This is a genomic window from Actinomadura parmotrematis, from assembly GCF_019458805.1.
Taxonomy (GTDB): Bacteria; Actinomycetota; Actinomycetes; order Streptosporangiales; family Streptosporangiaceae; genus Spirillospora; species Spirillospora parmotrematis.
Genome location: NZ_JAIBOA010000031.1, coordinates 1 through 13,411, shown reverse-complemented (window position 1 = coordinate 13,411; position 13,411 = coordinate 1). Strand labels below are relative to the sequence as shown.

Sequence of the window (13,411 nt, the reverse complement as noted above, 5' to 3'; positions counted from 1 at the left end):
GGCTTCTTCTCGTCGGGCGGGCGGCGGCCCCGCCCGGTCGCGATCATGCTGGCACGGGCGTCAACCGGTATACGCGGCGCGCGTGTTGTCGGCGGCGGCGCGGGCGGCCGCCTCGTCCTCGCCGGCGGCGACGGCGGCCTCGCGCCAGCGCTCGCAGCCGACCGCCATGAACGCGCGCGCCTCGTGGGAGACCGCCCAGGCGGCTCGGGCCCGCGGGGTCGTCGCCCGCCCGCCGGCCAGGTAGACGGCGAGGCCGAGCAGCGCCATCTCCCAGCCGACGCCGACGGCGCCGGGACCGTAGCGCGCCCAGTGCTCGTCGTCGGGCAGGGCGTGCTCCAGCTCCAGACGGGTGGTGCCGCCCGCGTCGGGGGCCAGGCGCACCTCGACGCGGCTGGCCTGGCCGCGCGCCTCCCAGGTCACGGCGAACGCGCGCGGCGGGTCGCAGTGCTCGACGACGCCGGCGGCGTTCCCCTCGATCTCGAAGCGGCCGCCGGGCCGCAGCTCGCCGGTCACCGGCAGGAACCAGCAGGGCAGCCGCGCCGGGTCGGTGAGGACCGCCCACACGTCCGCGGGGCTCCCGGGGAAGCGCTGCCCGAGGACGACGGTCCGGGCGCGGCCCGACTCCAGCGCGCGCTCCCCGACGCGCCGGGTGACCGCGCCGAGCTGGCGGACGGTTTCGACCATGAGCCGAACGTAGCAGGACCACTACGCCAGGGTGGGGGCGTTTCAAGCACTCCCGGGACGGCAATGTCGATAGAGGCAGAAAAAGGACACACCTCGCCCTCCCCCGGCAGGGGCGACCGAGGAGCGGTGGGAGATCCGATGAGAGAGCGCAGCGGTGCCTGGATGCGGTCCAACGGCATCGCGCTGCGCGCTCTGCTGGTCCTCGCCGGGACCGCCCTGTTCTGGTCCCGGCCGCTCGGCGCGCTCGTGGCGCTCGTCCTCGCGGCGCTGCTCGCCGTCTGGTTCGTCCTCGCCGTCGTCCTGCGCGCCCTGTCCTGAGCCCCGGGCTCTAGGCGCCCGAGGCGGAGCGGAGCAGCTGCTCGAACGGGGTGGGCTGCTCGTAGGGGTCGGGCGCGACGGCGGGGGCGCGCCCGGCGACCAGCGCGGCGAGCTCGCCGCCGGCCCGCTCGATGCGGGCGGCGAGGCCGCTCTCCTCGCTCCCCCAGTCCTCCGACGCGGCGTAGACGCCGGTCGGCGCGACGGTGGCGCGCAGGTAGGCCATGAGCGGGCGCAGCGCGAAGTCGATCGCCAGCGAGTGGCGGGCGGTCCCGCCCGTCGCGCCGAGCAGCACCGGGACGCCCTCCAGCGCGCCCGGCTCGATGACGTCGAAGAACGTCTTGAACAGGCCGCTGTAGGAGGCGTTGAAGACCGGCGTCACGGCGATCAGGCCGTCGGCGCCGGTGACGGTCTCCAGGACCTCGCGCAGCGCGCTGTTGGGGAACCCCGTCAGGACGTTGTCGGTGAGGGCGTGCGCGTGGTCGCGCACGTCGACCGGCACCACCCGGACGTCGTCCGCGCCGTGCCCGCGCAGCGCCGCCGTGGCGGCGGCGCCGAGGCGGTCGGCGAGCAGCCGGGTGGAGGAGGGCTGGGACAGCCCCGCCGACACCGCGGCGATCGTGTAGGTCGTCATGCGACGGTCTCCCTGTCCTCGCCGGCCTTCGCCTTCGCGACCAGGGACGCGTGGGTGGGGGCGTCCGGGACGTGGGCGGGGCGGCCGATGGCGAACTCCCTGCGCAGCACGGGCACGACCTCGGTGCCGAGCAGCTCGACCTGCTCCAGGACGGTCTCCAGCGGCAGGCCGGCGTGGTCCATCAGGAACAGCTGGCGCTGGTAGTCGCCGAAGTCCTCGCGGAACCGCAGGGTGCGGTCGATGACCTCCTGCGGGGAGCCGACGGTCAGCGGCGTCTCCTTCATGAACTCCTCCATCGACGGGCCGTGCCCGTAGACGGGGGCGTTGTCGAAGTAGGGCCGGAACTCCCTGACGGCGTCCTGGGAGTTCTTGCGCATGAACACCTGCCCGCCGAGGCCGACGATGGCCTGGTCGGCCGAGCCGTGGCCGTAGTGCTCGAAGCGCTGCCGGTAGAGGCCGATGAGGCGCTGGTAGTGCTCCTTCGGCCAGAAGATGTTGTTGGCGAAGAACCCGTCGCCGTAGTAGGCGGCCTGCTCGGCGATCTCCGGGCTGCGGATCGAGCCGTGCCAGACGAACGGCGGGACGCCGTCGAGCGGGCGGGGCGTGGAGGTGAACGACTGCAGCGGGGTGCGGAAGCGGCCCTGCCAGTCGACGACGTCCTCGCGCCAGAGGCGGTGCAGCAGGTGGTAGTTCTCGATCGCCAGGTCGATGCCGTCGCGGATGTCCTTGCCGAACCACGGGTAGACGGGGCCGGTGTTGCCGCGCCCGAGGACGAGGTCGGCGCGCCCGTCCGCCAGGTGCTGCAGCATCGCATAGTCCTCGGCGATCTTCACGGGGTCGTTGGTGGTGATCAGCGTGGTCGCGGTGGACAGGATGAGGCGCTCGGTCCTGGCGGCCAGGTAGCCGAGCATGGTGGTGGGCGAGGACGGCACGAACGGCGGGTTGTGGTGCTCGCCGGTGGCGAAGACGTCCAGGCCGACCTCCTCGGCCTTCTGCGCGATCGCCGTCATGGCCTTGATGCGCTCGCCCTCGGTGGGCGTGCGGCCCGTCGTCGGGTCGGGGGTGACGTCGCCGACGCTGAAGAGCCCGAACTGCATGGCCGCCTCCAATTTAGTAGAAAATTCAACCAACAGTACCGTGAACGGGCCCGGCGGCGCCCCTATTCCCCCCGTCCCTACGGCCGGGCGGCCTCGGTGATGTTGCGCGGCATCCCCCCGAAGATCGCCCCGTGGAACGGGGCGATGCTCCACCAGTACGCCTGGCCGAGCAGCCCGCGCGGCGCGAAGATCGCGCGCTGGCGGTAGACGCTGCCGCGGCCGTCCTCGGCGGGCTCGACCGACATCTCCAGCCAGGCCAGGCCGGGCAGCCGCATCTCGGCGCGGAGCCGCAGCAGCCGGCCGGGCTCCAGCGCCTCCACCCGCCAGAAGTCCACCGCGTCGCCGATGCGCAGGTGGCGCGGGTCGCGGCGGCCGCGGCGCAGGCCGACGCCGCCCATGAGGCGGTCCAGCGCGCCGCGCACGTGCCAGGCGACCGGCAGGGAGTACCAGCCGTGCTCGCCGCCGACGCCCTCGATGACGCGCCAGACCTCCTCCGCCGGGGCGAACGTGCGGTACTCGCGCTCGTCGGTGTAGAGGCTGCCGCCCGCCCAGTCGGGGTCGGTCGGCAGCGGGTCGCTCGGCGCGCCCGGGGTGGACGCCGAGCTCCAGCGGGTCGCCACGTCGGCGTCCCTGATCTTCTGCAGGGACAGCTCCACCGCCCGGTCGAAGCCGATGAGGCCGCCCGGCGGGTCCGGCACGTACGCGGCGATGTCGTGCTCGCGGCAGACGACCTCGCCGGTCAGCGACTCCACCAGGGGGCGCGACAGGCTGCCCGGCACCGGGGTGATGAGGCCGACCCACAGGCTGGACAGCCACGGCGACAGCACCGGGACGGGCAGGATGACGCGGCGCGGCAGGCCCGCGATGCGGGCGTAGCGCACCATCATGTCGCGGTAGGTGAGGACGTCGGGGCCGCCGATGTCGAAGCCGCGGTCCACCTCGGCGGGCAGCGTCGCGGCCCCCACGAGGTAGCGGAGCACGTCGCGGATCGCGATCGGCTGGATGCGCGAGTGCACCCAGTGCGGGGTGACCATGATCGGCAGCCGCTCGGACAGGTAGCGCAGCATCTCGAAGGACGCCGAGCCGGAGCCGAGGATGACGCCGGCGCGCAGCACGGCGGTGGGGACGGGCCCGTCCAGCAGGATGTCGGCGACCTCGGTCCGGGACCGCATGTGCGGCGACATCTCCCCGCCCGAGAACAGCCCGCCGAGGAACACCACCCGCTTGACGCCCGCCTCGCCCGCGGCGGCGGCGAAGTTGCGGGCCGCCTCCCGGTCGCGCTCGGCGAAGTCGCCGCCGCCGCTCATCGCGTGGATGAGGTAGTAGGCGACGTCGACGCCGTCGAGGACCCCGGCCAGGGTGCCGGGGTCCAGGACGTCGCCCCGGACCGCCTCGACGTCGCCCGCCCACGGCTGGTCGCGCAGCTGCTCGGGACGGCGCGCCATCGCGCGGACCCGGTGGCCCGCGGCGAGCAGCTCGGGGACGAGCCGCCCGCCGATGTACCCCGTGACTCCCGTGACCAGGCAGTTCAGCTCCATGAAGGGCCGAATACCCGCCGTGTCCGGCCCGACACTTTCGGCGGCCGGCCCGCCAGGGCCTAGGGTCGCGGGATGGACTCCCTCGCTCCCGAACCGCCGCCCGCGACCGCCGACCCTGCGGTCCTGCTCGACCTGCAGATCGACCGCTACCGCCGCATCCTGGTCGCCAAGCTGGAGGGGCTCACCGACGAGCAGCTCCGCTCGTCGATCCTGCCCTCGGGCTGGACGCCGCTGGAACTGCTCAAGCACCTGGCCTACGTCGAGATCCGCTGGCTGCGCTGGGGGTTCCTGGCCGAGGACCTGGACGACCCGTGGGGCGACCGGCGCGACGACCGCTGGTACGTCGCGCCCGAGGAGACGCTCGCGGACCTGACGGCCCTCCTGCGCGCCACCGCCGCCCGTTCCCGGGAGATCGCCGCCGGGACGCCGCTGGACCGGACCGCTCCGCTCGGCGGTCGCTTCGCCCTTCCCGTGGAGGCCCCGACGCTCGGCTGGATCCTGGTGCACCTGCTGCAGGAGTACGCCCGGCACGTCGGCCAGCTCGACGTCGTCCGCGAGCTGCTCGACGGGGCCACCGGAGAGTAGCGCCCCGCCCCGCCTCCCCTCCCCGGCGCTGCGCTATAACGGCTGGAGGAGCAATAAGGAGGAACATGGCCGAATCGCTACGGGACGCCGCCGCCGGGATGCGAGACGACCTCGTCCGCCTCCGCCGCGACGTGCACCGCGAGCCCGAGATCGGGCTCGACCTGCCGCGCACCCAGGAGAAGGTGCTGCGCGCCCTGGACGACCTGCCGCTGGAGATCACCACCGGGCGGCGGCTGACGTCGGTGACGGCCGTGCTGCGCGGCGGCCGGCCCGGCCCGGCGGTGCTGCTGCGCGGCGACATGGACGCGCTGCCGGTGACCGAGCGCGGCGACGCCGACCTCGTCTCGGGCGTGCCCGGCGTCATGCACGCCTGCGGCCACGACCTGCACACCGCGATGCTCGCGGGCGCCGCGCGGCTGCTCGCCGACCGGCGCGAGAGCCTGCCGGGCGACGTGGTGTTCATGTTCCAGCCCGGCGAGGAGGGCCACCACGGCGCCCGCTTCATGATCGAGGAGGGCGTGCTCGACGCCGCCGGGGAGCGCCCCGTCGCCGCCTACGCGCTGCACGTCATCTCGGCGGGCCTGCCGTCGGGGCTGTTCACCACCCGCGGCGGGCCGATGATGGCCGCCGCCGACCGGCTCCGCGTCGCCGTGCGCGGCGCGGGCGGCCACGGCGCGCTCCCGCACCTCGCCAAGGACCCGCTGCCCGCCGCCTGCGAGATGGTCATCGCGCTCCAGACGATGGTCACCCGCGAGTTCGACCCGTTCGACCCGGTCGTGCTGACCGTCGGCACCTTCAACGCCGGCACCGGCGACAACGTCATCCCCGAGGAGGTCCGCTTCGCCGGGACCGTCCGGTCGTTCTCCGACGCCGCGCACCTGAAGCTGAAGGACCGCGCGGTCGAGGTGGTGCGGGGCATCGCCGCCGCGCACGGCCTGCGCGTGGAGGTCGAGTACGCCCAGGACTTCCCCGTCACCGTCAACGACGCCGCCGAGGCGGCCTTCGCGGGCGACACCGCCGGCGAGCTGTTCGGCCCCGACCGGTTCTTCGTCGCGCCGCAGCCGCTGCCCGCCTCGGAGGACTTCTCCTTCATCGGCGGCCACGTGCCGTCGGCGTTCGTCTCGCTCGGCGCGTGCCCGCCGGACCGCGACCCGGCCACGGCGGCGCTGAACCACTCCCCCGACGCGGCCTTCGACGAGGCCGTGCTGCCGGACGGCGCGGCGCTGCTCGCCGAGCTCGCCGAGCGGCGGCTGCACCGCTGAGCCGGCGTCCGGCGCGTCAGCTCCAGACGACGCGGCGGGTGCGGGCGTCGTGCTCGGCGCGGGCCACCAGCCCCTCGTAGACGAACACCGCGGCGCGCGACCGGCTCGGCCGCACCTGCCACAGCTCGCCGACGGTGCCGGGCGTCGCGTCCAGCAGCGCCTCCGACAGGGCCCGCTGCGCGCCGGGCCGGCTCCTGCTCACCCCGCAGGGCCCGGCGCCGGGGCGCCCGGACACCGCGTCGATCAGTTCCCACGAGAAGCAGGCCGGCCGCGGCGCGGTCCCCCCAGGTGTCACTGCCATGCCCGCGAGCCTAGGCGCCCGCCCCCGCGCCGGGCGTCGGTAGACCTCCCGATCCGCATACCTAAAGTGTCGATCCGACTACCTAGGGTCAGGATCGGCGGACCGACCAGGCGGCGATCTGCGCACGCGAGGAAAAGGCGAGCTTGGCGAGGATGTGCTCGACGTGGGAGTCGGCGGTGCGCTTGGCGATGACGAGCCGGTCGGCGATCTCGCGGTTGGTGAGGCCCTGCGCGACCAGCCCGGCGATCTCCAGCTCGCGCGGGGTGAGCGGCTGCGGATCGGCCTCGGGCTCGGCGGCGGCGGGCGGCGCCGCGGCGAGCTCGCCGAGCGCCTCGGCGATCGCGGCGTCCATGTCCAGGCACCGGCCCGACTCGTAGCCGTCGCGGAAGGCCGCGTCGCCGAGCGCCTCGCGGGCCTGCGCCTCGTAGGCGGCGCGCAGCAGGTGGTGCTGCGGCCCGAACATGCTGGTGCCGGTGAAGCGGCGCAGCCGGTCGGCGACGGCGAACAGCCGGGCGCCGCCCGCGCCGTCGCCGCGCGCGGCGCGGCAGGCGGCGAGCATGTCCAGGGCGAGCGAGACGCCGAGCCGGTCGTCCAGGCTGCGCTTGATGGCCAGACCGCGCCGCAGGTCGGGCTCGGCGTCCTCGGGGCGGCCCGCCAGGACCAGCGCGAGGCCCGCGACGCAGAGCGCGTAGGAGTGGCACCACTGCTCGCCGCTCGCGCCCGTCTCCTCGACGGCGCGGATGGCGTGCTCCAGGGCGGCGGCGGTGTCGCCCATCAGGGTGCAGACGACGGCGCGGAACACGTCGGTGATGCAGACCAGCACGTCGTCGTTGCCGGCGCGCTCGTGCAGCTCGCGCGCGTCGCCGAGGCGGCGCAGCGCGGCCGGCAGGTCGTCGGCGAACAGCGCGGCGACGCCCTGCGCCTGGCGCGCGTAGGCGAGCCCCGACACGTCCCCGGCGTCCTCGGCGCGCCGCTCGGCGGCCGCCAGCAGGTCGCGGGCGTCGCCGGGATCGTCCTGCATGACCGCGAGCAGTCCCGCCAGGGCGAGCGTCTCGGTGCCGAGGGGGCCGCGGATGTCGCGGCCGGCGATGATCTGCCGGTACCAGTGGCGGGCCTCGCCGATGCGGCCCCGCAGCGCGAGCATCCGGCCGAGGCCGAGCGCCATCGTGGCGATCGACTCGTCGGGCTCGTCGTGCAGGCCGTGGTCCATCAGGGCCCGGATGTTGGGCAGTTCCATGCCGAACCAGGCGAGCAGCCGCGGCTGGTCCTCACTCATCAGCCGCGCCCGCGCGGCCGTGATCCGCCCGGCGAAGTGGGCGAAGGCGCGCATCCGCACCGACGCGCCCGCCCCGGCGCGGTCGAGCCGCTCGGCGCCGTACTCGCGGATGGTGTCGAGCATCCGGTAGCGGGCGGCGCCGCCGGCGTCGGCGCGCCGCACCACCGACTTGGCGACGAGGCCGGCCAGCAGCTCGCAGATCCCGGCGGCGGGCAGCGCCCGGTCGGCGCAGACCTGCTCGGCGGCCTCCAGGTCGAAGTCGCCGACGAACACCGACAGCCGCTCCCAGAGCAGCCGCTCGTCGGGGGAGCACAGGTCGTGGCTCCAGTCGATGGCGGCCTGCAGCGTCTGGTGGCGGGGCATGCTGGTGCGGCGGCCGCGCACGTGCAGGATGCGCCGGTCGAGCCGGTCGACGATCTGCTCGACCGGCAGGGCGCGCAGCTGCACCGCGGCGAGCTCCAGGGCGAGCGGGATGCCGTCCAGGCGGCGGCAGAGCAGCGCGACGGCGGCGCGGTTGGCGTCGGTGACCGACCAGCCGGGGACGACGGCGCCGGCGCGCTCGGCGAACAGCGACACCGAGTCGCAGGGCTCGGCGCCGTCGTAGCGCTCGGGGTCGGGGCTGGCGAGCGGCTCGACGACCAGGGTGTACTCGCCGGCGATGTCCAGCGGCTGCCGGCTCGTGGCGAGGACGCGCAGGCCGGGGGCGCTGCGCAGCAGCACCTCGGCGAGCAGCGCGCAGGCGTCCACCAGGTGCTCGCAGGTGTCCAGGACCAGCAGCTTGGCGCGGTCGCCGAGGCAGGCGACGAGGTTGTCGAGGGCCGCGCCGGGGTCGGCGTCGGTGTCGGGCAGGCCGAGCGCGGAGCCGACGGCCTGCGGGAGCAGCGACGGCCGCCGCAGCGTGGACAGGTCGACGAAGCAGACGCCGTCCTCGTGGCCGGGGGCGAGCGCGGCGGCCGCGCGGACCGCGAGCCGCGTCTTGCCGACGCCGCCCGGACCCATCAGGGTGACCAGGCGGCACTTGACGAACAGCCGCTCGATCTCGGCGAGCTCGCCGCGCCGTCCCACGAAGCTGGTCAGTTCCGCCGGGAGCCGTCCCGATCGCCGGTCCACGCTGGTTATCGACACCACGGCCTCTGTCTCCTCCCACCGGCCGGAGCCGGTGGCTCACCGGGGGACGTCAGCCAGCATCGTACCCCGCCGTGAACCGTTCGCAACCGTTCCATTACCGTTCGCGCCGGTGCGCTCCGCAGTGGCCAGGAGGCGCAGCGTGCCCGCCGCCGCGGCCGTCCAGGCGGCGGCGAGCAGCAGCCAGAGCGCCACCGCCGCCGCGCCGAGGACGGCGAGGCCGGTGTCGCGCGCCAGGACGGCGGCGCCGGTGACGCAGGTGCCGACCGGGAACGTGAACGACCACCAGGTCATGGCGAAGCCCATCCCGGCGCGGCGGGCGCGCACGTTGAGGGCGGCGGCGATCGCCAGCCAGAGCAGGGCGAACCCCATGACGGGCACCCCGTACAGGACGGCGAAGGCGCGCATCGCGGCCGCGTGCGGGCCGGACGCGGCGTCGGCGATCTGCCCGGCGGCCGTCGTCGACTGGCCGAGCGGCCCGAGGACCAGGAACAGCGTCGGGGTGAGCGCGGCGGGCGCGAGCCGGTCGTGCAGCAGCCGGCTCCACACGATCGGCAGCATGGCCAGGGTGGCCAGCAGGCTCGCGCCGAACAGGGCGTGGCAGCCGTAGAGCAGGGTGAGGCGGGGCTGCCCGGGCGGCAGGTGCGGGACGAGCGCGGGGCCGGTGGCGGCGGCGACCATCGGCGCGACGAGCGGCAGGAGCCAGGTGGGGTCGGCGGTGCCGCGCCGGAGCTCGTGGCGGGTCATCATCAGGTACGGGACGCCGGCCGCGACGGCGAGCGCGTACAGCGTCCCGGCCGTCCAGAGGGCGAGGGCGGCGGCGACCGCCGCGCGGGTCCCGACGACGTCCGCGCCGACCGCCAGGGTGGCCGCGCCGACCGCGAGGAGCGCCATGGGCGGGCAGCCGTAGAAGACCGCCGCCGCGGGATCCCGGCGGAGCCGGTCCGCGGCGACGTCGCGGTGGCGTGCCAGGTGCACGGCGCGGGCGGCCATGACGGCGGCCAGCAGCAGCGCCGACAGCGCCCACATCGCCACGGCGGCGGCGTCCAGGACGGGGACGCGCGCCGGGAGGGCGTGCGCGCCGTTCGCGACGATCGCGGTGCCCATCACCGGGGCGTACCAGTTGGGGCCGAGATCGATGATCCTCATGCGTCCAGGCTGGTGCGCCGCGGAGCGGATCGGTAGAGGTCAGCAGCCTATGAGGCCATAGGGTGGGGTTATGAGCGTGGCGCGGCGCGTCCCCGATCTGGACGCCCTGGAACTGCTGCTGGCGATCGTCCGGGAGGGCAGCGTCGGGCGCGGCGCCGCCGAGGTCGGCATCACCCAGCCCGCCGCCAGCGCCCGGGTCCGCGCGATGGAGGCGCGGCTCGGCGTGGCGCTGCTGGAGCGGTCGCCGCGCGGGTCGCGGCCGACCGAGGCGGGCGCGCTCGTCGCCGGGTGGGCGCAGCAGGTCCTCGACGCGGCGGGGGCGCTGGACGCGGGCGCGGCGGCGCTGCGCGCCGACGGCGAGGCGCGGCTCCGCGTCATCGCCAGCCTCACGATCGCCGAGTACCTGATGCCGGTCTGGCTGCTGGCCCTGCGCGAGCTGCACCCCGGGACGGCGGTGACGCTGCGGACGGCGAACTCCACGGCGGTCGCCGAGACGGTCCGGGCGGGCGGCGCCGACCTCGGCTTCGTCGAGGGCACGAGCGCCCCCGGCGGCCTCGGCGGCGCCGCGGTGGCCGCCGACCGCCTCCTGGTCGTCGTCGGCCCGCGGCACCGGTGGGCGCGGCGCCGGTCGGGCGTCACGGCCGCCGAGCTCGCCGCCACGCCCCTCGTCCTGCGCGAGGAGGGGTCGGGCACGCGGGAGGTCCTGGACCGCGCCCTCGCCGCCCACGGCGGCACGGCGCCGCCCGCGCTCCAGCTCGGCTCGACGACGGCGCTGAAGGCCGCGGCGGCGTCCGGCGCCGGGCCCGTCGTCGTCAGCGAGCTGGCCGTCGCCGACGAGCTGGCGGCCGGGCGCCTCGTCGCCGTCCCGGTGCCCGAGCTGGACCTGCGGCGGCCGCTGCGCGCGGTGTGGCGGGCCGGGGCGCGCCCGTCGGGGCCCGCCCGCGACCTGCTCGCGCTCGCCCGCGGCGGCTCCCGGCGGCCCACCGGAGGGGCGCCGTCGCCGCCGGCGGCCGCGGCGGGCATGCTGGAGACATGATCGGAGAACACGTGCTCGCGGGCTACGTGCCCAACGCCGGCGGGCGCGAGGGCCTGGACCTGGCGCGCGCCGTCGTCCGGCTGACCGGCGGCGCCCTCACCGTCGCCCACGTCCACGCGCCGGACCGGCGGGCCGCGGCGGGCGAGTCGCTCAACCTGCTGGAGCAGGCGCGGGCGCGGCTGGCGGGCGAGCCCGCCGAGCTCGTCGCGCAGGAGGGCCGCAGCGTCGGGCGCGGGCTGTCCACGCTCGCCAGCCGCGTCGGCGCCGACGTCATCGTCATCGGGTCGCCGCCCGGCGGCGCGCACGGGCGCATCGCCGTCGGCGCCGCCGCCGACCACCTGCTGCACTCGGCCAACCAGGCGGTCATGGTCGCCCCGGCCGGGTACGCGCCGCCGGAGGCGCTGGAGCGGATCACCGTCATGTACGTGAACCGGCCCCAGTGCGACGAGGCGGTGGAGCGCGCCGCGCTCGCCGCGCTGTCGCTCGGCGCGTCGCTGCGGCTGGTCACCCTCGCCCTGCCGGGCGACCCCGAGGGGCGGCTGCGCGACGACCTGGCCCTCGCGATCCGGCACGCCGTGGACCTGTCCGGGATGGACCCCGACCTGGTGACGGCCGAGCTCGCCGAGGGCGACGACGTCGCCGACGCCGTCCGCGACGTGGACTGGGCCGAGGGCGAGATCATGGTCTGCGCCAGCAGCGAGGACGCGTCCGCCCACCGCGTCTTCATCGGAGAGGTGGCCCTGAAGGCCCTGCGCGCGGCATCCTGTCCCGTGACGGTGCTTCCGCGCGGCTATTCCTGACACCGGGGGCTATACGGGACATGGCCCGAGCGGGGGTGGCACGGGTAGCACGAAACGACCGTTCCACCCGAATCACTTGCCCCAGCTCTTTACCTCGATTACATTCGCCCGAGACCGGAACGTGACCCGCCTCTGCGACGCGCTCCGGGCCGGACCGGGCTCCCGCCCGCGTGCCAGGGACGAGGGGGGCAGGGAGCGCCATGGACCCGATCGGGAAGAAGCTGCTCGACGTCGTCACCAAGGAACTCGGGTACTCCGAGAAGGGCGACGGCTACACCAAGTTCGGCGACTGGTACGCCAAGAACATCGACGCCGACCACGACTCCTACTTCGCGACCGCGCCCTGGTGCGACATGTTCCTCGCCTGGGCCGCCGACCGCGCCGGCGTCGCGAAGGAGACCGGGCAGTTCGGCTCCACCGTCGAGCACGCCTCCTGGTTCAAGCAGCAGGGCGCCTTCGACCGCAAGCCCGAACCGGGCGCGATCGTGTTCTTCGACTGGTCGGGATCGCACGACATCGACCAGATCGACCACGTCGGCATCGTCACCTCCGTCGACGGCGACACCCTGCACACCATCGAGGGCAACGCCCACAGCGAGGTCACCCGGATGACCCGCTCGATGGACGTCGTCGTCGGCTTCGGCCACCCCGGCAAGGTCGCCACCGAGCTGCAGACCGCCGCCAAGCAGTTCGACCCCGAGCACAAGTACCAGCCCAGGCACGCCGCGCCCGCGCCGTCGGTGCAGGCCATCACCGCCGCCCCGGCGGGCGCCGCCCAGCCCGGCCACACCTCCCAGCAGAGCGGCAAGGACTCCCACGCCATGGAGGTGCCGGGCCAGGAGGCCGTGCTGACGGCCGCGCTCGCCGTCGTCCTCTGCGGGACCGTCGCGCTCGCCGTCGGCCGCGCCACCGCCGCCAAGGCGCCGACCTCCCCGCCCATCCGCGTCAAGAAGCGCGGCAAGCACCACCGCCCCGCCACGCCCGTCCAGCTCCCCGCCGACCTGCCGGTCACCGAGCTGGAGGCCGCCGACCGCGAGACCACCCTCATGCCGGCCCTCTCGCAGGCCGCCGCCTACGAGGCCGAGGACCGCGAGTTCTGGGGCCGCATCGACCACTTCAAGGAGGACGAGGAGCTCGCCTTCTGGGACAGCCTCCACTCGGCGCGCTCCGAAGCGCTCCAGCGGACGGCGCGCCCGGAGCGGTCCGTCGAGTACGCATCGGCTCCGGAGTTCCGCTAGAGTTATCCATGTCGCCACGGGGGACGGGCCCGAAAGGGACCGCGAGCCGGTGGCGCCAAGCGGAAGTGGCTCAGTGGTAGAGCATCACCTTGCCAAGGTGAGGGTCGCGGGTTCGAATCCCGTCTTCCGCTCTGAGAGGCCCTTGCACTGCCAGGCGGTCTCGCTCTGGTGGAGTGGCCGAGAGGCGAGGCAACGGCCTGCAAAGCCGTGTACACGGGTTCAAATCCCGTCTCCACCTCGACGCCGGCCCCTCCGGCGGACACCCCGGACGATTAGCTCAGCGGGAGAGCGCTTCCCTGACACGGAAGAGGTCACTGGTTCAATCCCAGTATCGTCCACGAGTCGGGCCACCCTGGTCGGTGCTAGCGCAC

At 75.2% G+C, this 13,411-nt stretch carries 13 protein-coding genes and 3 tRNA genes; 9 read left to right on the top strand and 7 right to left on the bottom strand.

Annotated features, from left to right (window positions below; genetic code table 11):
* Positions 1–60: 60 nt before the first annotated feature.
* Positions 61–684 (bottom strand): SRPBCC family protein, encoded by a 624-nt coding sequence (locus tag K1Y72_RS32745; RefSeq protein ID WP_220170413.1) that lies wholly within the window; start codon positions 682–684, stop codon positions 61–63.
* Between the two features lie 138 nt (positions 685–822).
* On the opposite strand from K1Y72_RS32745, the gene K1Y72_RS32740 reads away from it, so the two are divergent.
* Positions 823–1,002, top strand: a complete 180-nt coding sequence (locus K1Y72_RS32740; RefSeq protein ID WP_220170412.1) for a hypothetical protein — start codon at positions 823–825, stop codon at positions 1,000–1,002.
* Between the two features lie 10 nt (positions 1,003–1,012).
* Here K1Y72_RS32740 and K1Y72_RS32735 read toward each other — a convergent pair whose 3' ends face one another.
* From K1Y72_RS32735 to K1Y72_RS32725, 3 genes are all read right to left on the bottom strand, one after another.
* Positions 1,013–1,633, bottom strand: a complete 621-nt coding sequence (locus K1Y72_RS32735; RefSeq protein WP_220170411.1) for an FMN reductase — start codon at positions 1,631–1,633, stop codon at positions 1,013–1,015.
* Positions 1,630–2,730, bottom strand: coding sequence for an LLM class flavin-dependent oxidoreductase (locus K1Y72_RS32730; protein ID WP_220170410.1), 1,101 nt, complete (start codon positions 2,728–2,730; stop codon positions 1,630–1,632). Before K1Y72_RS32730 ends, K1Y72_RS32735 begins: the two co-directional genes overlap by 4 nt.
* A gap of 77 nt (positions 2,731–2,807) precedes the next feature.
* Complete coding sequence (locus tag K1Y72_RS32725) at positions 2,808–4,268, bottom strand: SDR family oxidoreductase (protein WP_220170409.1); 1,461 nt, start codon at positions 4,266–4,268, stop codon at positions 2,808–2,810.
* Between the two features lie 72 nt (positions 4,269–4,340).
* On the opposite strand from K1Y72_RS32725, the gene K1Y72_RS32720 reads away from it, so the two are divergent.
* Together K1Y72_RS32720 and K1Y72_RS32715 are read left to right on the top strand one after the other, a co-directional pair.
* Positions 4,341–4,853: a DinB family protein gene (locus K1Y72_RS32720; RefSeq protein ID WP_220170408.1), complete on the top strand. Its 513-nt coding sequence runs from the start codon at positions 4,341–4,343 to the stop codon at positions 4,851–4,853.
* Between the two features lie 65 nt (positions 4,854–4,918).
* Entirely contained in the window at positions 4,919–6,115 is a 1,197-nt protein-coding gene (locus K1Y72_RS32715; protein ID WP_220170407.1) for a M20 metallopeptidase family protein, read from the top strand.
* A 16-nt stretch (positions 6,116–6,131) separates the two neighbouring features.
* On the opposite strand, the gene K1Y72_RS32710 is transcribed toward K1Y72_RS32715, so the two are convergent.
* The 3 genes from K1Y72_RS32710 to K1Y72_RS32700 all read right to left on the bottom strand — a co-directional run bounded on the left by K1Y72_RS32710 (position 6,132) and on the right by K1Y72_RS32700 (position 9,966).
* Entirely contained in the window at positions 6,132–6,416 is a 285-nt protein-coding gene (locus K1Y72_RS32710) for a hypothetical protein (RefSeq protein ID WP_220170406.1), read from the bottom strand.
* 88 nt (positions 6,417–6,504) lie between these two features.
* Positions 6,505–8,817 carry an ATP-binding protein gene (locus K1Y72_RS32705; protein ID WP_220170405.1) on the bottom strand — a complete coding sequence of 771 codons (2,313 nt, stop codon included), beginning with the start codon at positions 8,815–8,817 and terminating at the stop codon, positions 6,505–6,507.
* A gap of 39 nt (positions 8,818–8,856) precedes the next feature.
* Positions 8,857–9,966 (bottom strand): TDT family transporter, encoded by a 1,110-nt coding sequence (locus K1Y72_RS32700; protein WP_220170404.1) that lies wholly within the window; start codon positions 9,964–9,966, stop codon positions 8,857–8,859.
* A 70-nt stretch (positions 9,967–10,036) separates the two neighbouring features.
* On the opposite strand from K1Y72_RS32700, the gene K1Y72_RS32695 reads away from it, so the two are divergent.
* The 6 genes from K1Y72_RS32695 (at position 10,037) to K1Y72_RS32670 (ending at position 13,378) form a co-directional block, all read left to right on the top strand.
* A complete protein-coding gene (locus K1Y72_RS32695; protein WP_220170403.1) occupies positions 10,037–11,002 on the top strand; it encodes a LysR family transcriptional regulator in 966 nt (321 codons plus the stop codon).
* Complete coding sequence (locus K1Y72_RS32690) at positions 10,999–11,802, top strand: universal stress protein (RefSeq protein WP_220170402.1); 804 nt, start codon at positions 10,999–11,001, stop codon at positions 11,800–11,802. The genes K1Y72_RS32695 and K1Y72_RS32690 overlap by 4 nt, the downstream gene beginning before the upstream one ends.
* A 200-nt stretch (positions 11,803–12,002) precedes the next feature.
* Positions 12,003–13,040 carry a CHAP domain-containing protein gene (locus K1Y72_RS32685; RefSeq protein ID WP_220170401.1) on the top strand — a complete coding sequence of 346 codons (1,038 nt, stop codon included), beginning with the start codon at positions 12,003–12,005 and terminating at the stop codon, positions 13,038–13,040.
* Between the two features lie 59 nt (positions 13,041–13,099).
* Positions 13,100–13,171: transfer RNA gene (locus K1Y72_RS32680), tRNA-Gly, on the top strand.
* Positions 13,172–13,207: 36 nt separating this feature from the next.
* A tRNA-Cys gene (locus tag K1Y72_RS32675) sits at positions 13,208–13,278 on the top strand.
* Between the two features lie 28 nt (positions 13,279–13,306).
* A tRNA-Val gene (locus K1Y72_RS32670) sits at positions 13,307–13,378 on the top strand.
* Positions 13,379–13,411 lie beyond the last annotated feature (33 nt).